This is a genomic window from Pseudomonas sp. PDM26 (assembly GCF_019219185.1).
Lineage (GTDB): Bacteria > Pseudomonadota > Gammaproteobacteria > Pseudomonadales > Pseudomonadaceae > Aquipseudomonas.
Genome location: NZ_JAHUWC010000003.1, coordinates 434,187 through 455,112 on the forward strand (window position 1 = coordinate 434,187; position 20,926 = coordinate 455,112).

Genomic DNA, 20,926 nt, shown 5'->3' on the forward strand with positions numbered 1-20,926 from the left:
GTGAATACTTCTGTAAAAGTGCCCGTCAAACGGGGGCGTGGCGTGCTGCCTCGCATCGAAAACTGGCTTTTCGGGCATCGCCGGCCAGTACTGGCGAGTCTGGTCATCTTCACTCTGATCATGGCCTGGTTTGCTGTTCAGTTGCGCATGGATGCCGGCTTTGAAAAGCAGCTGCCCATCGGCCATGAATATGTAGAAACGTTCGAGGCGTACCGCAATGACCTGTTGGGGGCGAATCGCCTGACCATCGTGGTCAAGGCTCGCACAGGCAAGATCTGGAGCGAAACGGCTCTCAAGCGTCTGTATGACGTCACTCAGGCAGTCACCTTTCTACCCAATGTTTCGCGTAGCAGCGTGCGTTCGTTGTGGACGCCGAACGCTTTCGTCAACGAGATAACCGAGGAGGGCTTCCGTGCAGATCCACTTGTACCGGGTACGGTAACCCCCGAACGCCTCGATGATGAAACCATTGCCAGGATCGCCGATTCGACGGCTCAGGGGGGCTTTATCGGCACGCTGGTCTCGCGGGATCAGAGCAGCGCGATGATCACCGTCGAACTCAACGAGTTTGACGCCACTGGCGCGCGCCTGGACTATGTGACCTACAACCAGGTCCTGGAAAAGCAAATTCGTCAGCAGTTCGAGGACGGTGATTTCGAAATTCAGATCATCGGCTTTGCGAAGCAGATCGGCGATATTGCCGATGGCGCGTCTGCAGTATTGGAGTTTTGCCTGCTGGCATTGCTGCTGACGGCCGCTGCGGTGTACTGGTACTGCCACTCCGTACGTTTCACTCTGCTGGCACTGGGGTGTTCATTGGCGTCGCTGGTCTGGCAGTTTGGCAGTCTAAGGCTGCTTGGCTATGGCCTCGACCCGCTTGCCGTGTTGGTGCCCTTTCTGGTGTTCGCCATCGGCGTGTCCCATGGCGTGCAGCAGATAAATTTCATCGTGCGGGAAATCGCCCATGGCAAGTGCGTCGAGGAGGCGGCGCGTTCCAGCTTCAGCGGTTTGCTGATCCCCGGCACGCTGGCACTGGTGACCGCTTTTGTTTCCTTTGTAACGCTGGTGCTGATCCCGATTCCGATGGTACGCGAGTTGGCCATCACCGCGTCGCTCGGTGTGTCCTACAAGATCATTACCAATCTGGTGATGTTGCCGTTGGTGGCGTCGATGCTGCGGGTCGACGGTGACTACGCCGCGACCGAGGAGATCTCCCGTCAACGCCGTGCCCGTTGGTTGCATGGACTGGTCAGGCTCACCGAATGGCGTAATGCCAAATGGGTGCTTGGTGTTGCTTTGCTCGTCTTTCTCGCGGCGGTCTGGCAAAGCCATGACCGAGTCGTTGGTTCCCTGCAGGCAGGTGCTCCGGAATTGCGTGAGGATTCTCGCTTCAACCGTGATGCAGTAGCCATCGCCAGCAACTACGACATTGGCCTGGATTGGCTAAGCGTCGTCTTCGAGGTCAATCCAGGCAAGTCTGGTGACGGCGCTTCAGTCTCCTGCGAAGAGGTCGCCTTGGGTCAATATCAGGATCGCTTTGTGTGGGCAATGGAAGGCGTACCCGGAGTGGTGTCGGTTGCCGCATTTTCCACCAGCATGCGCCAGTTCAACGAGGGTTATAACGAGGGCAATCCGAAAATGAATGCGGTGCCCATCGATCCGGCGAACTACTCCTCGTTGGCTACCGAAGTGGCTCGTATTCCGGGAGTCATGCGCTCTGATTGCAGCATGGCCGCCGTACACCTGTATCTGGCGGACCACAAGGCAACGACTATCAACAAGGTGATCGAAGCCGCCAAGGCCTTTCGTCGCGAATTCCCGATGCCAGGGGTGACGGTGCGACTGGCCTCGGGCAATGCAGGGGTGATCGCAGCCATCAACGACGAAGTTGAAAAAAGTGAGACGCCAATGATGCTGTATGTCTATGCCGCAATCGCGCTGCTGGTATTTGTCGTTTATCGGGATCTGCGCGCTGTGCTGGTGTGCTGCCTTCCTCTGACCATTGGCACCTTTATCGGCTATTGGTTCATGAAGGAACTACAGATCGGTCTGACCATCGCGACGCTGCCGGTGATGGTATTGGCGGTTGGCATCGGTGTGGACTACGCCTTCTACATCTACAACCGCATGCAACTGCATCAGTCCCTGGGCCTGCCGATCGACAAGGCTGTCGAACACGCCTTGCTCGAAGTCGGTGTGGCAACCATCTTTACCGCGATTACTCTGGCAGTCGGCGTCGCCACCTGGGCGTTCTCCGACCTCAAGTTCCAGGCCGATATGGGCAAGCTGCTCGCCTTCATGTTCATGGTCAACATGGTCATGGCCATGACCGTGTTACCGGCTTTCGCAGTCTGGCTCGAGCGGGTGTTCCCGCGTAAGCGCCCTGTGCGCATGGTCGGCGCACTGGCGCACTGAGGAGAAAAGCAACATGCGATACATGATTTCATTCATGGGGACTTTACTCGCTGCAGTGCTGCCACTGGTCACACTTCAGGCGTCTACATTGGAAGCTGTGCCGGCAGTCCCTTCGAGCAACGCCACGCAGGCCACCTTTCTGGATGCTGCATGGGCAAAGGATCGTGTGGTCGCCGTTGGCGATCATGGCATGGTGTTGCTTTCCGATGATCAAGGGAAAAGCTTCCATCAGGCAAGCTCGGTACCGTTGTCCACGCCATTGACCGGTGTTTCATTCGTCGATTCCAGGCAAGGTTGGGCGGTTGGTCACTGGGGGGCAATTCTGGCCAGCAACGACGGCGGTGACTCCTGGCAGATCCAACGACTGTCCAGCAATGAGGATCGGCCACTGTTCGCTGTGCATTTTTTCAACGCCAAACAAGGTGTCGCCGTTGGCCTTTGGTCACTGGTGTTGACGACCGATGACGGCGGAAAAACCTGGGATGAGCAGAAGCTTGAAGCCCCACCGGGATCTAGCCGTGCCGATCTGAACTTGATGGGGCTTTTCGTCGACGCTCGCGGCAGCGTGTATGCCGCTGCCGAACGAGGCCAGGTGTTGCGTTCCGATGACTTTGGGAAAAGCTGGAGCTATCTGGATACCGGCTATGAGGGCACGCTTTGGTCGGGAGCGGTGTTGGCCGATGGCACCCTGCTGGTCGGTGGCCAACGCGGCACACTGCTGCATGGCACCGTGGACGGACAGGTTTGGCAACGCGTGCCCCTGGAGAGCAAGAGCTCGATCACGGCCATCGCCGTTTCAGGAAAGCAGGTAGTCGTGGTCGGTCTGGATGGGCTGATGGTACGCAGCAGCGATGGTGGAGGGAGTTTCCAGGAGCAGAAGACGCCCGATGGCGTTTCGCTGACGGCTGCATTACTCAGCGGCAATGACTATCCCGTCCTGTTTTCTCGACGTGGTGTGGTGCCGGTACAAATCAAGTAAAGGCATCTCTCGAGACGTCGCAGGAACGGCAAGTTGTTGACTCTGTTCTTTGCCCCATAGCTGATTTTGATTCCTCCCTTTGAGGGACCTCGTCGGATCCGGCGTCCGGTCCCTTTTTTTTTGAAATCAGCCAATCATGAATTCGACTGTTTTTAAGGAGGACCCATGTTTTCCGGAAGAAAGCTCAAGCGCCTGGCTGAAGAGGTCAGCTCGCGAATATCGTCGCTGTTGAGTGGTCAGCCAGCTCCCCATTTCCAAGGGGGTTTGATCAACAAATATCCATGGTTGGCTGACAGCTTCGATGGGCTGGAGCAGCGGCTCAACCATCAGCAGCATAACAGTGCTGGTCAGAGACCAGATGACTCTGAAAGTGCCCTGGTCAGTGATCTGAAAAGCTCTCTGCAAGCCGCTCGGGATGAAATGCGCGAGCTTCAATGTGAGATCAAGGAGAGCAACCTGAAACTGTCCGATCTGAATGAGCAGTTGGTTTCATGCCGGGAAAAGGAACAGGTCTGGGAAGTGACCAAGAATGCGCTCACAGAGGTTTGCTGGGAGCTGTTTATTGTTGACGGAAATCCGGATCACCCTGAAAACCAGCTTCGCTGGTCGAAGCAGTTCCGCGAACTCGTGGGCTACTCGGAACAGGATTTCAAGGATGATTGGGAGGGGTATTTTTCAATCGTCCATCCGGATGATCTGAAGCACGTCATGAAGGTGGTGACGCAATACCTCAATGCTGCAGACCCTTCCTCAGGTTATACGGTCGAGTACCGAATGAGGCACAAATTCAAAGGCGAGATCTGGTACCGCGAAAGGGGACAGGGCGTGATGGATCGCAGTGGCAGGCTCCGCCGCATCATCGGGGCAGTACGTGATATCTCGGACGAAAAGCTTGCCCAAACGATACGCGCGCGGGAGTTGGCTGGCATACAGGCGACTTACGAACAGATTTCGCAGGTCGTGAACGTGATCAAGAGCATCACTGACCAGATCAACATGCTCGCCCTCAATGCAGCAATCGAAGCGGCACGAGCCGGTGATGCGGGGCGCGGATTTTCCGTAGTGGCCGATGAAGTCAAGAAGCTCGCGGGCAGAACTCGAGAAGCCACTCAGACGATTCAGGAAATGCTCTCTTCAAAGGCGCTTTAGCCATCTGAGAGGGTGTCCTGTCGGGGCACCCTGCATAGCGATTGATCTGCGCGCAAGTGTCCGTTGCTCCCACAACCTGCATCTCAGGCACCCGCTCGATGAGCAGGGCACCTCGTATTTTTGGCCCTTTTGTCAGGTAGTGCCTGCGCTGGGCCTTCCATCTCCCGGTTGAACGACTGGCGAACCATAAGGGCTCGCTTTCAGGGGACGTTTGCGCGCGGTTATTATTAACATAACAGTCGTTGCGTAAAATAAAACTCCTTGTTAAAGTCGACAAAACAACAAAAGGCCCCCAGGAGGTCGAACATGAAAGATTCCAAGGCTGGTTCCTGTCCAAACGACGGCTTGGCCGTTGCCAGAGGCTCTCTGGGCGAAACGCCAAAGGCCCCATCCACTATCGAACTCAACTGCCTGGGCGGTCGCCAGCCAATGACTTGCGTGCCGGTTCCGGCGAGGGTGCTCTGATGATTACGCTCAAATCCACCATGACGTTGCCGGCTGCCGGGTTGTCCGGTTTCGAGCCCCCCCTGAGTGAAGAAGAAGCAGCGATCCAGGCCTCGGTACACCGTTTTTCCAAGGAGGTGCTGCGGCCGCTGGGTCGTGAACTGGACCGGATGAAAGCCGAGGAGGTCATCGCTCCTGGCTCGCCTTATTACTCACTCTTCAGTGAGTTCGCCAAGCTGGGATTGGATCCCGCGCTGCTGGCGGAGTTACCGCCGGAAATGGCGGTGCGGATCGAATCCCTGATCGGTGAAGAGCTTGGCTGGGGTGATGCAGGTCTGGCGGTTTCTCTCGGCTGTGCCGGTTTCCCGCTACAAATGGCGGTCGCTGCCGGCAATGCTGAACTGGTGGAGCTTTGTCAGGGCCGAATCGGTTGCTGGATGGCCACCCAGCCTGATCGAGGGAGCGACAATCAACTCTTCGATATAGCGCGCGATTGGCCTGCGGGGCAGCAGGCTAACATCGGCAACCTGACCGCAAAGGTCGTCGGCGACGAGATCATCATCAATGGACAGAGCTCGGCCTGGGTGTCCAATGGCGCAGTGGCGCAGGTCGCCTTTGGCCTGATGTGCGCCGACTATGGTGACGGCTTTTTCGATAGCAACGGACTGCCCCATGGCATCGCCGTGGTCATCCCGCTGGACCTCAAGGGGGTTTCCAAGGGCAAGCCGCTGGACAAGATCGGGCAGCGTTCCTTGCCTCAGGGTGAGATCTATTTTGACAGTGTGCGGGTACCTCGGCGCTTTGCCATCGCCGAGCGGGATGCCTACTACGGCGCCGTCAGCTCGTCCTGGTCCTATGCCGGTACTCACATGAGCCAAGTCTTCACTGGCGTCGCTCGGGCAGCCTTCGAGTATGCGCTGCAATATTGCCATGAGCGTCGCCAGGGCGGTCGGATGTTGATTGACCACCAGATGACGCGCCTGCGTCTGGGCGAAATGCTGCGCCGCGTAGAGATCGCTCGCGCCGTGGCTCGTCGTTCGCTGAGCTTTGCTCGTCTGTCGCCGCAAACCCACCCTTACGCCACTGCCTCCGCCAAGGTCACGGTGACTGAAGAGGCGTTGGCCGTTGTCGAGGAAGCCTTCCGCCTGTTCGGGGGGAACGGGACCACGCGCGAATACCCGATCGAAAAGCTGTTGCGAGACACACAGGCCGCTTTGATCGAGGACGGGGAAAACCGTGTCCTGACCATGCGCCTGGGGTTGCTGGCCCAGCAGCTCTACGCCGAAGGCTGGGCCCAGGGCTGAGCCGACAAAACCCACCCTGTAAAAATCATCCAATAAGAAAGCGAGGAACACGAGATGGCCAAATATCCTGTCGTTGTCTATGGCGCCAGTGGTTACACCGGCATGCTGACCATGGACTGGCTGATCGACCAGAACATTCCTTTCACTGCTGTGGCGCGCAACGCCGGTCGTGCCCAGGAAATGATGGCGCAACGCGTCGTCGGCCTGGAGTCGGCCAAATATGAAATCATCGAGTGCCCGCACGAGGTCGAAGCGCTTGTAAAGGTGTTCAAGGGCGCGCGCGTGGTCTGCAACACCGTCGGCCCATTCGTCAATTTCGGCAAGGTGACGGTCGAGGCCGCGCTCAAGGCCGGCTGTCACTACCTGGACCCTGCCGGTGAGCAGGAGCACATTCGTGCACTGCGTGATGAGTTCGGCGAGTTGTTCCGCCAGGCCGGCCTGCTGCTGTCGCCTTCGCTCGCCTACATGTACACCTTCGCCGAGATCGCTGCCGAGCTGGCCCTGGAAACCCCCGGCGTGGACTCCCTGGAAACCGCGACCCTGACCCGTGGGCCGCGTGTCGGTGCCGCCGGTGTGACCGTAGGCTCCACCGCTACCATCTTCGAAGGCTTTCGCCATCAGGGCTCCTATCTGTGGGACAAGGCGCTGGTTCCGTATGCGCCCAACGCCAGCTTCAACATCGTTTGCCCCAATCTGATGGAGTCGGTGTTCTGCCTGCCCTGGGGCGGAACCTCGCTTCCAGTGTATTTCGAGCAGGATGCGCGCGTGCGCAGCTGCATGTCCTGCGTCGGCTTCTACGACAACCCTGTGATGAAGAGCGTCCACGCGCTGGGGCAGAAGTGGGAAGCCGAATACAAGCACCTGCCGAAGGAACAGCAGGATGAGGTGATCCAGAGTCTGGTGGATTCGACCACGCCGAGCATGCCACCTCGTGAGCGCAGCACCCTGCAGCGCACAGTGGACTTCGCGATCGGCCGCGGTCAACTGACGGCAGTCCGGGCGACCGTGCACGGCATCACCCCCTACATCGCCACCGGCGCCCTGCAAGCCGCGGCAGTGGCCAAGCTGCTGGACAACGACGTCGCCAAGGTGGGTTTCGCCTCGTCCTCGAAGGCCTTCGGTCACCGCTACATGCTCGGCTTCCTCGAGCAGCGCGGCCTGGCACGCGCCACCATTACCCAACTGTGAAGTGACGAAGATGGCGATTATTGATTTTTTCGATCGTGGCTGGCGGATCAATCCGCACGGCGTGGCATACATCCAGGACGGCAAGGTCACGACCTTTACTGAAGCGGGGGAACTGTCCTGCCGCATCGCCAACGCGCTCCTCGCGCAGGGGTTCGCGTCCGGAGTCAAGGGCGCGGTCTGGGCGGCCAACGATGTGACGGCCTGGCTCTGTACGCTGGGCCTGTGGCGCGCCAATCTGTGCTGGATTCCGGTGGGCGCGCGCAACGCGCCCGAGGAAAACCGTTACGTGCTGGACGCCTTCGACTGCGAGATCCTGTTCTTTCAGCGCGAGTTTACCGAGGTGATTGTTGCCCTGCGGCCGCAGCTGCCCAAGATACGCCGGTGGATCTGCATCGACGGCGAGGTGGAAGGTGCCGAGTCTCTTCAGCACTTCGTCGCGCAGCAGCCGGCAACCGACCCGCAGGTGGACGTTGATCCGGAAGACGTAATCTGGGTTGGTCCCACGGGCGGTACGACGGGCTTGCCCAAGGGCGTCATGAACACGCATCGCAGCGTGCAGACCAGCTTTGCGCACTTCATGATCAATACCCCTTATCCGGCCAACGCCAGGCCGGTGAATCTGGCGGCGGCGCCGATGACCCACACCGCCGGCATGCTGTCCATGCCCTGCACGGCCAGGGGCGGCACGGTTGTCGTGATCACCAAGCCGGAACCGCAACAGCTGCTCGCGGCAATCGCGCAGTACAAGGTGACGGAATTCTTCCTGCCGCCGACCGTCATCTATCGGCTGCTCGACATTCCCGATCTGAACAAGAAGGTCGACTTCTCGTCACTACGCTACTTCCTCTACGGTGCGGCGCCGATGTCGGTCGAGAAGCTGCGCCAGGCGATCGAGGTCTTCGGGCCAGTCATGATGGAAGGCTATGGGCAGACCGAAGCACCAGGCGCCATCGCGCATCTGACGCCGGGCGAGCACTTTGTAGATGGACATGTTGCGGGTGATGAGCGGCTGTCCTCCGTCGGCCGACCCAATCCTCTGGTTCGCGTCGAGATCATGAACGACGACAACGTGATTCTGCCGCAGGGAGAAACCGGTGAGATCTGCGTACGCGGCGATCTCATCATGAAGGGCTATTACAAGGACCCGCAGAAGACCGCCGAAGCCATCATCGATGGCTGGCTGCATACCGGCGATATCGGTCATCTCGACGCCGATGGCTATCTGCATATCACCGACCGCAAGAAGGACATGATCATTTCGGGTGGCTTCAACGTCTATCCGAGCGAGGTCGAGCAGGTGATCTGGGGGCATCCCGCTGTGCGCGACTGTGCAGTGATCGGTGTGCCGGACGAGACGTGGGGCGAGGCGGTCAAGGCCGTCATCGAGTTGAACGAGGGTCAAACCATCGACGCGCAAGCGCTGATTGCCCTGTGCAAGGAACAGTTGGGCTCGGTGAAGGCACCCAAGACGGTGGACATAGTGCTGTCCCTCCCGCGCAGCCCGGTCGGCAAGGTGCTGAAGAAAGACCTGCGTGCCCGTTATTGGCAAGACGCCAAACGGCAAATCTGAAGTCCAGGAGTCCTCTGATGGAACCAATCTATATTGCCGGCATCGCCATGACCGAGTTCGGGCGCCATCCGGATCGCAGCCTCCAGGACATGGCCCTGGAGGCACTCAATGGTGCGCTGGCGGATGCCCGCGCCCAGCGCTCCGATATCGGTGCCGTCTTCTACGCCGGCATTACCAACGGCCAATTGCAGGGGCAGCTGTCGATCCCCGGGCAGGTGGTGTGCAGCAAGATCGGCATTGAAGGGGTGCCGATCTACAACGTCGAAAACGCTTGCGCCTCGGGCAGTACCGCCGTTCATCTGGCGGTGCAGAGCCTGCGCGCCGGCGCCACCGACGTGGCGCTGGCCCTGGGCGCCGAGAAGATGGTCGTACCCGACAAGATGAAAACCCTTTCCCTGTTCGAGGCTGGCTGGGACGTCTCCACCGCCGAGGAGAACTACGCGACGCTAGTGAGGATGGGGGAGGGCATCGTCCTTCCGGCGGGCTCCGAGTCCGATCGGCCGTACAGCAAGTTCATGGCCATCTACGCGGCCATGTGCCGTTGGCACATGAAGACCTACGGCACCACCCAGCGCCAGATCGCCGCGGTGTGCGCCAAGAACCACAATCACTCGGTGCACAACCCCTATTCGCAGTTTCGCAAGCCCTTCACCATCGAAGAGGTGCTGGCCGCGCCACCCATCACCTATCCGATCACCCTGCCGATGTGCGCACCGATGACCGACGGCGCTGCGGCCGCGATCATTTGCACCGAGGCGGGCCTGAAGCGCATAGGTGCCGACCCCAAACGTTGCGTGCGGATCGCCGCCAGCGTGATTCGCAGTTTCACCCTGCGCGACCTGGCCGAACCTGAGAAGCATGTCAGTCACCTGGCCGCGCTTCAGGCCTACGAGATCGCCGGGCTGGGTCCGCAGGACATGCAGGTCGCCGAGGTCCATGACGCCTCCGCGATGGGCGAGATCATTCAATCGGAAAATCTCGGCCTGGCGCCCCTGGGGCAAGGCGGGATCTGTGCCGAGCGCGGTGATTTCACCGTGGGCGGTCGGATACCGATCAATCCCTCTGGCGGCCTGGAATCCAAAGGTCACCCGCTCGGCGCAACGGGCATTGGCCAGTTGTTCGAGCTGACCACCCAACTGCGGGGCGAGGCAGGGGCTCGTCAGGTCCAGGGCGCACGCCATGCGATCCAGGAAAACGGAGGGGGACTGATCGGCATCGAGGAAGGCGCTGTGGCTGTCCATATTCTGAGTCGTTAGGAGAACTCGCCATGTCTACCCACCATCGCAACGAAAACCAAATAACCCTTACCGATCCGGGGCAGTTTCGACGCTTCGGTGGGTGGATGGATAAGCCGGACGATCTGCAACCGCAGCTACAGGGCGATGTCAGCGCCGACGTGATAGTGGTCGGTGCCGGCTTCGCTGGCCTGTCCACCGCATTAGAGCTGACGGCTCGCGGGGCCAAAGTCATCGTCCTCGAGCAAGAATTTGCCGGCTTTGGCGCCAGTGGGCGCAATGCGGGCTACCTTGCCGGCAGCATGGGGCTTGAGTTCGAATTGTTCGTCAGTCGAGTGGGGCGCGAGCGGGCGAAGCAGATCGTCCGTTTCTACGATGCAGGCGTCCCCTATGTGGAAAAGCGGTTGATCGAGCTGGGCATCGACTGCGACTACAACCCTTCCGGGCTCATCCGCGCCGCCGTTCATCCCTCGCAGGAAAAGCGACTGCGCAAGAGCATGGAAGTTGGGCTTGATCTGGGTTCGGTCACGCGCTTCGTGGATCAGGCCGAGATGCGTGCACGCGGGATTCCGCCAGCCTTCCTGTTCGGTTGCACCCAGCACGGCGGCACGCTGGATCCGGGCAAATACGTACTGGGGCTGCGCCGTGCAGCGATTCAGGCGGGCGTGAAGCTGTACGAGCAAACTCCGCTGCTGTCCTATAGCGAGGGGCGAACCATCACCTGCAAGACCTCGCACGGTAGCGCGAGTGCGCCAATCATGGTGCTGGCCACCAACGCCTTTACCCCACAACTGGGCCTGCTGCGCAATAAGATCGCGCCGTTTCGGGTTTCTGCGATCGAAACCCGGCCGCTGTCGGCGACGCAGTTGTCATCGCTCGGCTGGCGAGGGCGCGAAGGCATTGTGACGCCGCATATAACCATGGAGAGTCACCGCCTGACTGCACGTAACACGCTGGTGCTGACCACCAAGCAGCTCAGTTACGTCTATGGCTCGAAGACGCCCAACGTGCCGGACGCCAGCGCCTATCGCGCATTGGGGCAGGCGCTGCACGAGCGCTTCCCGACCCTGCGCGGCCTTGGCATCCAATCTTGCTGGAGCGGTTACGTCAGCATGGCGTACGACGCTCTGCCGGTGGTGGGCGCAACCGGGGCACAGCAAAACATCCTCTACACGGCTGGGTGTGCGGGACACGGTGTTGCTACCCAATCGCTCATGGGGCTGCTACTCGCCGAGCGAATCGGTGGTGTCGAGAATCCGCTGATGGAGGCGTTGCACCACAAGACGCCTTCAATGCTTCCCGAACCCCTGCAGTGGTGCGCCATGAATGTTGGCCTTGTGGCGGCGAAAGCTCTTGATGAGTGGACGAACTGGAGAGCCCTGCAGCGGCGCAGCTGATTATCGTTGTTCTGATATTTCCCATGTGACTGATCATGTTCGCTTCGCCAATGTTGCGCAGCGAAATACCTGTTGGTCAGTGATCTCGATTAACCGCTGCGTGAGGCATTAGCCATGGCCAAGAGGCCTGACTCCGATACCGGACTCGATTCAAAACGTAGACAATTTCTGAAACTCGCCGGTGCCTCCGTGGCCGTAGGAGGTTTCGGCCTGAACGTGGGGCTGGCGCATGCCGGTGCAGCCACTGGCGAGGCGGGCGATGTTCTGGATGTCGCCATCATAGGCGCTGGCCTGGCTGGATTGACTGCCGCCCGGGACCTGCAGCTGGCCGGCAGCCAGTCCTTCGTGGTCCTCGAGGCACGGGACCGCGTGGGAGGTCGAACCCTCAATTTCGACATGGGCAACGGCCATGTTTCCGAGGTCGGTGGCCAGTGGATCGGGCCGGGCCAGACCGCTGTCGAGGATCTCGCGCGGCAGCTGGAGGTGGGAACCTTCCCGAGCTTCTACGAAGGCAGCACGGTCATTCTCGGCGGCGACGGCCGCCTTGAGGTCGATCTCAAGGGAACCTTCGGCACTGATATGACCGTCGCTGGAAAGCTCAGCGAGCTTTCGCGCGATGTGCCCTCGGGGGCGCCCTGGAATTCGCCGAAGGCAGCGGAGCTGGACAAGCTTTCGGTTGGCGATTGGCTGGCCCGGCAAAACATCAAACCCGAGGATCAGCCAGGCTGGGATGCCAGCATGACGCTGAGCGGTGGGGTAACCCCGGCCAAAATGGGGCTCTTGCATTTCCTGTCCATGATCAACTCAGCCAGCTGTGATTACGAAAAGCTCGACTCGATCAAGGACAGCGCCCAGGGTACTCGGTTTGTCGGCGGCTCGCAGATTCTCAGCACCACAATGGCCGGGCAACTGGGGGACAAGGTGCGCTTGCAGTGCCCGGTCCGCAGGATTGCCGACTGGGATCGCGAGGTCGTCACGCTACACACGGACCAGGGGCTGGTGCGTGCGCGCAAGGTTATCGTGGCCATCCATCCAGCCCTCTGCAACCAGGTGCAGTTCGATCCGCCCCTGCCGCCAGCGCGTGCCGCTCTGCAGCGTGCCTGGCCAGCGCACTCCCCGGCGCGCAAGACGGCCATGGTGTACCCCCGGCCGTTCTGGCGCGACAAGGGCCTGAATGGGCACATCATCATGCTCAACGGTCCCATTATCTGGGCCTGGGATAACTCACCACCCAATGGGGATGTGGGCGTCATCAACGCCTTCATATCCAACGCCAATCTGCCCTCGGACCCTGCAACGGCGAAGCACATCCTGACGGAACTCTACGCGCGCGCCTGGGGAGACAAAGCGCTGCAGCCCGTGGCCTATCACGATCAGGATTGGGGGCGTGACGATCCTTGGTCGATCACCTGCATTTCGGCCATACCTCCGGGATTCTGGACCACCCATGGTGAGGCGCTGCGGCCAGCCTGCGGCAATCTGATCTGGTCCGGTACCGAGACCGCCGAAATCTGGGCCGGCTACATGGATGGCGCTGTGCGCTCGGGCCACCAGAGTGCCCTGCAGGCCCTCAACGCCCTGCGCCGGGCATAGGAGGTGAATATGAAGAAGTGGATTTTGCTGGGATTTGTTACGGTCGTTGCGGGCCTGCTGGCTGTTTACGGCCGGGACCTGCTCGATCTCTATCGCCTGCTGACTCACATCAGCACGTCCAGCGAGGCGCGGCAGGCTGATGGTGGGCCGTGGCCACGCCTGACCGATGCGTGTGTCGGTTGTCATGGGGCCCAGGGCAACTCGCTGCATCAGGGCTACCCGAGTCTCGCGGGCCAGCCGGCTCCCTACCTGGCGGCTCAGCTGCGCCACTTCGCCAGCGGCGAGCGAGCCAACCCGAACATGGGCCCGCTGGCATTGAGCCTGAGTGAGGCTGACATTCAGCTCCTGTCGGAGTACTTCGCCAAGCACCCTGCTGCTCAAAACGGGTCGTTCAAGCCTGATCCCGCTCTGCAGGAGAAGGGCAAGAAGCTGGTGGCGAGCGGGGGCTGCGCCGCTTGTCATGGTGAAGGTCTGATGGGGCACGACCAATTCCCGCGGTTGGCCGGGCAGGGGCATGACTACCTGCTGGCGCAGCTGAATGCTTTTGCGCTGGGTCACCGCAAGGATCCGTCAGGCGCGATGACCGCCATTGTCACGACGTTGTCCGCGGATGATCGCAAAGCACTTGCCCATTATCTCGCGGCACTCGCTCCTGTGGCGAAGTGATGTATTGAGTCCAGTATTTGATAGAGGCTATTACTATGGAAATCAGGGATACCTTTGCGTTGCTTGCTTGCGCTCTGTTGATTCTTTGCGGAGTGACTTACGGGATCAAGTTTCTTAAAAAACAGAATTATCTGCTCGGTTTCGAGTGGCTGATCGTTGCCTTCTCCGGGTCGAATCTTCTGATATACCTCCTCACTGAGTGGAAGTTTAACTACAGCATCTCATTCTTTCTCGATGCCTTTTCCCGCGGGTTCGGTATACCGATTGTTGCCACTCTTGGCCTGATGGCGGTCACTCATAATTACAAACCATCGGTTTCCAAGGATGTCGTGATATTCGCGGCTTCATTCGCTGCCACCTTCGTGCTCGTCCTGGCTGACTTCGTTCGCGAACCGCTCCCGTACTTCTATGTGATCATGTGGTCGGGCTACACGATTTATCTCGCGTATTTCACCTGGCAACTGGTTTGTGCCCGAGAGAACCTGCACGCCCTGGCCACGGCGGTGGGTGCTGCGGTCGCCCTGGTCGTGGCTCTCGTCTATGACCTCTTCCCGATCCCGGGTGACGACACCAAAATGGTATTCATGACCTTTGCCTTGACCACTTGGTCTTACACCATGGTCCAACTGTATTACGCCTATGGCGCGCTGGGGCGCGCGATGGGAGGTTCGTCTCGATTGCTTGTGCAGGTCCGCTGACCGATTTGCGAGTTGCATAGAGTAAGCCGCCATGTTCTGGCGGCTTACTCGTTTCGGCGCAATGTCCGAGTTGGCAGCAATGATCCGGGGGAGTTCTGTCTCTCGAACGGGAATGTGGGGCAGGTGAGCGTCCATGCCCACCTCCACGAATAACCGATTACCTGGTTACCGGATTCGAGGTTGGTGTCTGGTTGGCCAGGAAGTGGGCCGTGGCCCTGATCTCCTCCTCCGAGAGTGTGCGGGTCATGGCGTTCATGGCCTGGCTGGGGTCCTTGCGTTGCCCCTGCTTGAAGGCGGTGAGCTGGTCTATCAAGTAGTGTTCGCCCTGGCCCGCAATGCGGGGAGCCAGCGGGCTCCCCGACAGACTTTCGCCATGGCAGGCGGCGCATCCCCTGGTCGCGACTGTGGCTTGTCCGCGTTGTTCCAGCGTTTCATCGCGGCTGGGGGCCTCTGTCCCTCCCGGCTGCTGACGCGCGAAATAGTCCGCCAGGGACTTGATTTGATCTGTAGTCAGATTTGCCGCGAGCGGGCTCATTTGCGGGCTGTGTCGACGCCCTTCGGCGAAGGCGTGCAACTGGGCTTCGATGTATGGCGCGGGTAGACCGGCCAGGGAAGCGTACTGCGCGTCCCGGGGCTGGCCATTGGCGCCGTGGCAAAGTGCGCAGGAATCCTGAATCTGTGGCCAGGCGCCGCCATTGGCCTCGTAGTTGGCATAATGCTGGTCGAGGGCGTCCATGAAGCGATAGCCCGCCACCATCTCCGGGCCATATATCACGCTCGATACCGCCAGGGCCGCCACAGTTACGACCGCCCCCATCACAAATGCTCGCTTCATTACACGTTCCTCTGACGTTGAACCAACGCCTGGAGCGCCTCGAGTGCTGCGCGGTGGCCGGCACGGATAGCACCATCCATCGAACTGGCCCAGAGATCGGCCGTTTCAGTGCCGGACCAGATCAGGCGGCCGACCGACGGTTTCAGGTACTGACCCCATTTGGTCAGAAAACCGGGTGGTATCGACGCGACGCAGGTAAGGGTCCAGGGATCGACCTTGCCCCAGTCGTGGTCGTGGAACTGGATGGGGTGCAGCGCTTCGTCGCCCATTGCTTGTGCATAGATCTCTGACAGGGCGCTTTGGGCGGCGTTGGCATCGTGGGGCAATTGGCCGCTTCTGACGAAGGCGCTGAGGACACCGACGCTGCCATCCGGGGGCGAGTTGTCATAGGACAGGATCAGCGGTCCGTCGGCTTGCGTGATCTGGCCGTTCAGGCCCTTGTCCCGCCAGAACGGACGCTCGTAGACATGCACGGTCTTGCGCATGGGGGCATGGGACGGCCAGCGGCGCTGTAACTGCGCCCGCCCGTCGGGGAGGGGCGGATCGAAGCTGATCTGGTTGCACAAGGCCGGGTGCAGCGCAGCAATGACCTGTCGGGCGCGAATGACGCCCTGGTCGGTATGCAGTTCGACCACATCTTGGTCCCAGCTGACGATCTTGCGCACCGGGCAGGACAATTTGACCTTGTCACCCAGTGCCTCTGCCATCTTGAGACTGAGGATCTGTGAGCCGCCGACGAAGCGAGTTTCCTGGGCGCCGCCCTTGAACCCCTCGAGTTTTTCCATGCGGCAATCGGCGGAATTGATGAGGGACAGGTAGTGCAACAGCGCCAGGACTGAGGGAGGGGTACCCGTTGTCAGGCCGATGGAGGTATCGAAGCCGAGCTTGCTCTCATTGCTGACTCCCTGCTGCGCAAGCCACTCGCCGACCGACAGTTTGTCCAGGGCGGCCGCATCCGTCGCGGTCCATGGCTCCTTGCTGGGCACTCCCCGTGCCAGTTCATTCAGCTTCTCGACTATCGAGGCATTGGAGTTCGGGCCTTTGGTCAGGTCCTGCTCGAACTTGGCGTCTCCCACCAGGTAGACGTTTTTGCCCTGGTACCAGGTCGGGAAGGTGTCGATCTCGAGTTCACGGGCCAGGTCGAAGATGGCCGTCTGGCCGGGACCGATCCACTCGCCACCGGCTTCCGACACAACGCCTTTGCCCAGGTCGTGGTTGTAGGTGCGCCCACCGACACGGTCCCGGGCCTCGAGTACGACGAAGGACTCGCAGCCAGCGCGGCGCAGGTCCCGCGCCGAAGTCAGGCCGGCCAGTCCTGCCCCGATGATGGCTACGTCAAGGATGTCGTCCTGGCCAGCATGTAGCACCTGAGCCGTGGCCCGCCCGCTCAGTGCGATCCCTCCGATCAAGGTGGCGCTTCCAATCGCCTGAAGCAGCAAGCGTCGCTGGCGCGCTGGCAGCGACAATTCATCGTTATCTGAATCCATCTTCGCCTCTGTCATATTTATAGTGTATTTTTACATAACAATTGTTATGTAAAAATACAGCACATTTGAAACCGTGCAAAGCAGAACAGGAGGGCGTTTTGGTTTTGAGGGGGGAGGAGGACGCAGGCCCCGGCGCCTGTGAGATGGGCCGCGGCATGATAAGGGCAGGTGTCCTGCTGGATAGGGCGGTCAGAACAAGGCAACCGGTGCCATGTAATGGCCATTGCAAGAAAGCGCGATGCGCAGCCCCGACCTGATGATCCTGGAGAAGCGCGCGGCCCGTGGAAGCAATCTCAGCTGCGCGCGTTAACTGCTTTACTTGGCGACTGCCTTTCTCTTGGAAGATGGTTTTTGCGGTTGGGGTGGAGTGATCAAGGTCATGAGGGCATCGAGAAGGGATTGACCTCGGCTCGAACCGAACCGTTCAGGTTCGATCGGCAACATCATCATCCATCCATCGCTGATCGCGCTGAGCTGATCGGCGAGCAACTCAGCGGGGATATCGTCGCGGATTATGCCTTGGCTTTGCCCTCTCTCCAGTACCGATGTAAACACCTGGCGGAACCTTGCATATCGTTGCTTGATGACGCCGGCGAAAGCCGGTTCGTGCCTTGCGTAGCCAAGCAATTGGAGCCATGCGAGCCATGCGTCCGGCTCGTCGGTGTTCGTCCAGTCGAGCCATTGTTCGATGAGAGCCTTGATATCGATCCGCTCCTGGTTGTTCTCCAGCAAAGTATCGATCTGGTCGAACAGGCTTTGTGCGACAGCGGTGATCATCTCCTCCTTGTTTGCGAAGTAGTAGGTCACCGCTCCCGTCGTGCACCCGGCGTGCTGCGCCACTTTGCGCATCGAAGCTCCGGCATAGCCCTCGCGTGCGATCACCGCGATCGCCGCCGCCAGCAACTCGGCCCGTTTCGCCTTGTGGTCGCCTACGGGCCGACCCCGGCGGGAGACCGGTTCGGATTCGCTATCACTCGCTTGAGAGCTGTTGTTCATGGGAGGCTGGGGTCGTGAATCAGGCATAGGAAATGGGTAATTTTCGCTGGCTCAATTGATCGGAGTAACAGTTGCAATGAAAAAGCTGCAACTTGCTATTAGCGGCTCAGCATATGGAATTTATTTGAAGAAAGCACCCATGCAAGACTCGATACCGGGGCTCTCCCGAAGGGCGCATCAGCGGCCTTCGGGCAGCCGTGCGATACATCAGTCGTCCGCGCGGAAGATCACCGGAGCGATATTGGTGAAATTCGCCACGTCGCCGAGAACCTCAGCCGTCCTGGGGGAGGTGAGCGCGGCATCGATTCCGGCCTGATTGTTGAAGCGCAGAATCACCAGGCCGGCCAAGGGCTGCGGACCGACGGCCGGAAACAGGATCTCGGCCGATTGCAGTCCAAACTCACCCCATGCGGAGCGCGCAAGCGGGATGTGGGTGGAAAGGTAGTACTCCCGGTCGAATTTCGCATCTTCGGTTAAGGGGTAGCTCACGATAAGGGTAGCCATGGGTAGTCCTTGCTCTTGTTGTGATGGGGTAGAGAGGGCGTGAGACGCGCCTCGGCAACCTGAGGCGCGGTGTCTTTGTGAAATCAGCTTTCGCCGCAACCCACGACCGCAACGGCGCGAATTTCCACGCGAAGCCCGGGAAGGGCCAGTTGCGAGATGCCGATGGCGGTCCATGACGGATACCGGTCGGGGAAGTACTGGTGCTTGACCTGGATGAATGCGTGCGTATCAGCTTGAAGCTCAGTATGAAATGTCATCAGCTCGACAACATCCGCCAGGGTCGCGCCCGCCGCCTCAAGGGCGATTTTCAAGCCTTGGAAGGCTAGGTGCGCCTGCTCTTCGATACCGTTGCCCGGTGTCATTGTGGCGTCGATTCCGACCTGGCCGGAAACCCAGATCATGTCCCCGACACGCGTCGCTTGCGGAAAGTGATAGTTATCGTAGAACACTTGGGATTGGGGAGGGGTGATGGTTTGCCGTTTCAGGATCTGCGTACTCATTGCTTGGTCTCCGATCATACGAGTTGGCGGAAGGTGGGGTGACGGAAGGGTTCTCCCGGCTTCAAGGTCATCAATTCTTCGGTGAAGAGAACGCCTTCCTTCGGATAACCAGCATCGCTGTGCTCCGGCAGGGGGTTGAAGGTTGCATCGTCACCAAAGAAGCGGAAAACAAAGGTGTGGCGATCCGGGAAGGCTTCGTCGACCGGCGCGCCGCCGTGTAGCGAGCCGGGATGGAGCACGACCACATCCCCGGGCTCCGTTGCCCACGACAGAATTTCGTACGCATCGGGCGCCTGTTCGCGCTCAGCCTCGATATCGGGAAGGCGAGGCAGCATGCCGCCTCCATGCAAGGGTTGGGTTGGGTCGTTCGGGTCGAGGAAGGTGGTGCCATCAAAACGCGTTCCGCGGTGTGAGCCCCGAATGATCTCCAATGCATTCTGCTTGGGAACGGATTCGAAACTGATCCATGCATTGCCCCAATGCATGCCGGCCCAGGGCAAATAAGAGGTGTCCTGATGCCAGAGTGTGCGCGAACCGCGTCCGCCGGCCTTGAGGAACACTTCCTCGGCGAAATACCAGACATTTTCGGAACCCCAGAGGTGTGCGAATAACTGGCCAAAGGGGAGGGAAGAGACCAACTCCTCCAGGCGCTCCTTGGCGAGCGGATTAGCGTTGTCGACGTGCGACTGCTGCAAGGTCCCATCGAACATTCGAAACGCGTTGGGGCCGTGGTTCTCGACTGCCCAGTCATAGGCAGTCCGACACTGAGCTAGTTGCTCCTCGCTCAGAAGTCCTTTGATCAGGACTGCTCCGTCTTCCTGGAATGCCTTGCGCAGAGAGTCTTGCATAGCGGCTTTCTCCTACGAGATTTCACTAAAGTGAGATTGATCGTAGCAGCCAGATTTATTTTACGCAACGATCGTTACGTAAAACCAGCATAACGCCGAAGATACCAACTCTCTGGCCGTGGTGGCGTCGGATGTGGCAGCTTTTTCCCTCCAAAAGGCGGCCAGCCGCTGCCGAATCAATTAGGCCACTTGAACTATCGGCGAGGGTATATGCGTGGCGCAAAGGGGAGCACTAGAAGACGTAATAGACGTAAACCTCCCTTGCCGCTGGAGAAGAGTTTCTAGGCGCCGTCGCAGCCTATCACCGGCATTGCCAATATCGAGGGGGCGGACAGGCTTGCCCGCATTAAAATCTAATGAGTTCTTTTTTGTTTTCTAACAACCGTCGAAGTAGAGCCTTCGAGGTTGAATGGACGAGTAGTCGTCAAACGAGCTCAATAACATGGAGTTTCCCACAATGTCGTCGATGCACGACTGGCCGATCAGGGTCGAGTGTTGCCTGCCGCTATCGTCGGCTATTGGCCGATTCTGTTGAAAAGTCGACCATGGTTTGTGCAGTAGAAAAGTATGCGTCCGAAATTGAAATCTTTACTTTCGGCAGAGGCTTCCGGGCTCGGATTTCACGTAGCAGTGTGCAAAAAAGGCGTCTTCACCAGTCAAAGATCAGGGAGTTTGGGCAGACCGACTGTTTTCAACAGAATCGGCCAGAAGCAGCCACTCCCGTGTAGTTGCACGCTTATCTGACCGGCGATTCTGTTGCTCAGTTTTTTTATCGGAGGTCCCGGGTTCAATCGGATCCGTTATGTAGAACAAGCAGGCAGGTATGCAGGGTGAGGTTCAATCTGCCTGTACCGATCAACCATGATTTTCAGAAATGGATTTCAGCGGTCTTGAGGCCCAAGTCCCGAAGCTCGGCGATCAGGTCATCCAGATGCCCGAAAGACTCGACTTCCTCGTTGTCATCAACCAGGAAATAACTTCTCCCGGCGTCCTTCTTGAAGAACACGATCCACTCCTTGGGGTTGGTCGGATTCGCGATCACATGGGTGTCAAAGGTCACGCCTTCGGCGTGTTTGCTTCTCACAGCTTTACGATTCATGTCAGTCACCACGCTACAC

18 protein-coding genes are annotated in these 20,926 nt (G+C 59.5%); 11 read left to right on the plus strand and 7 right to left on the minus strand.

The features are described 5' to 3' along the window. The 11 genes from KW849_RS09080 to KW849_RS09130 all read left to right on the plus strand — a co-directional run bounded on the left by KW849_RS09080 (position 1) and on the right by KW849_RS09130 (position 14,638). Positions 1–2,415: an efflux RND transporter permease subunit gene (locus KW849_RS09080; RefSeq protein ID WP_218429060.1), complete on the plus strand. Its 2,415-nt coding sequence runs from the start codon at positions 1–3 to the stop codon at positions 2,413–2,415. A 13-nt stretch (positions 2,416–2,428) separates the two neighbouring features. Beyond that, a complete protein-coding gene (locus tag KW849_RS09085; RefSeq protein ID WP_218429061.1) occupies positions 2,429–3,394 on the plus strand; it encodes a YCF48-related protein in 966 nt (321 codons plus the stop codon). Between the two features lie 165 nt (positions 3,395–3,559). Continuing rightward, positions 3,560–4,543: a PAS domain-containing methyl-accepting chemotaxis protein gene (locus tag KW849_RS31690; RefSeq protein ID WP_218429062.1), complete on the plus strand. Its 984-nt coding sequence runs from the start codon at positions 3,560–3,562 to the stop codon at positions 4,541–4,543. A gap of 464 nt (positions 4,544–5,007) precedes the next feature. Next, on the plus strand, positions 5,008–6,291 hold the full coding sequence (locus KW849_RS09095) for an acyl-CoA dehydrogenase family protein (protein WP_218429063.1): 1,284 nt from the start codon (positions 5,008–5,010) through the stop codon (positions 6,289–6,291). A 54-nt stretch (positions 6,292–6,345) separates the two neighbouring features. Next, a complete protein-coding gene (locus tag KW849_RS09100) occupies positions 6,346–7,479 on the plus strand; it encodes a trans-acting enoyl reductase family protein (protein ID WP_218429064.1) in 1,134 nt (377 codons plus the stop codon). A gap of 10 nt (positions 7,480–7,489) precedes the next feature. Continuing rightward, a complete protein-coding gene (locus KW849_RS09105; RefSeq protein ID WP_218429065.1) occupies positions 7,490–9,049 on the plus strand; it encodes an AMP-binding protein in 1,560 nt (519 codons plus the stop codon). 17 nt (positions 9,050–9,066) lie between these two features. Beyond that, positions 9,067–10,305 carry a thiolase family protein gene (locus KW849_RS09110; protein WP_218429066.1) on the plus strand — a complete coding sequence of 413 codons (1,239 nt, stop codon included), beginning with the start codon at positions 9,067–9,069 and terminating at the stop codon, positions 10,303–10,305. Between the two features lie 11 nt (positions 10,306–10,316). Then, positions 10,317–11,681, plus strand: coding sequence for an FAD-binding oxidoreductase (locus KW849_RS09115; RefSeq protein ID WP_218429067.1), 1,365 nt, complete (start codon positions 10,317–10,319; stop codon positions 11,679–11,681). 114 nt (positions 11,682–11,795) lie between these two features. Further along, complete coding sequence (locus tag KW849_RS09120) at positions 11,796–13,274, plus strand: FAD-dependent oxidoreductase (protein WP_218429068.1); 1,479 nt, start codon at positions 11,796–11,798, stop codon at positions 13,272–13,274. Between the two features lie 9 nt (positions 13,275–13,283). Continuing rightward, positions 13,284–13,940 carry a c-type cytochrome gene (locus tag KW849_RS09125; RefSeq protein ID WP_218429069.1) on the plus strand — a complete coding sequence of 219 codons (657 nt, stop codon included), beginning with the start codon at positions 13,284–13,286 and terminating at the stop codon, positions 13,938–13,940. Positions 13,941–13,975: 35 nt separating this feature from the next. After that, a complete protein-coding gene (locus KW849_RS09130; protein WP_218429070.1) occupies positions 13,976–14,638 on the plus strand; it encodes a hypothetical protein in 663 nt (220 codons plus the stop codon). 157 nt (positions 14,639–14,795) lie between these two features. On the opposite strand, the gene KW849_RS09135 is transcribed toward KW849_RS09130, so the two are convergent. The 7 genes from KW849_RS09135 to KW849_RS09165 form a co-directional block, all read right to left on the minus strand. Beyond that, positions 14,796–15,473, minus strand: coding sequence for a c-type cytochrome (locus KW849_RS09135; RefSeq protein WP_218429071.1), 678 nt, complete (start codon positions 15,471–15,473; stop codon positions 14,796–14,798). Continuing rightward, entirely contained in the window at positions 15,473–16,960 is a 1,488-nt protein-coding gene (locus KW849_RS09140) for an FAD-dependent oxidoreductase (RefSeq protein WP_218429072.1), read from the minus strand. The genes KW849_RS09135 and KW849_RS09140 overlap by 1 nt, the downstream gene beginning before the upstream one ends. A gap of 315 nt (positions 16,961–17,275) precedes the next feature. Further along, positions 17,276–17,956 carry a TetR/AcrR family transcriptional regulator gene (locus tag KW849_RS09145; protein WP_223547060.1) on the minus strand — a complete coding sequence of 227 codons (681 nt, stop codon included), beginning with the start codon at positions 17,954–17,956 and terminating at the stop codon, positions 17,276–17,278. 207 nt (positions 17,957–18,163) lie between these two features. Continuing rightward, positions 18,164–18,460: an EthD family reductase gene (locus KW849_RS09150; RefSeq protein WP_218429074.1), complete on the minus strand. Its 297-nt coding sequence runs from the start codon at positions 18,458–18,460 to the stop codon at positions 18,164–18,166. An 83-nt stretch (positions 18,461–18,543) separates the two neighbouring features. Then, entirely contained in the window at positions 18,544–18,960 is a 417-nt protein-coding gene (locus tag KW849_RS09155) for a RidA family protein (RefSeq protein ID WP_218429075.1), read from the minus strand. 14 nt (positions 18,961–18,974) lie between these two features. Continuing rightward, positions 18,975–19,808: a phytanoyl-CoA dioxygenase family protein gene (locus tag KW849_RS09160; RefSeq protein WP_218429076.1), complete on the minus strand. Its 834-nt coding sequence runs from the start codon at positions 19,806–19,808 to the stop codon at positions 18,975–18,977. 868 nt (positions 19,809–20,676) lie between these two features. Continuing rightward, positions 20,677–20,907, minus strand: a complete 231-nt coding sequence (locus tag KW849_RS09165) for a hypothetical protein (protein ID WP_177413253.1) — start codon at positions 20,905–20,907, stop codon at positions 20,677–20,679. Positions 20,908–20,926 lie beyond the last annotated feature (19 nt).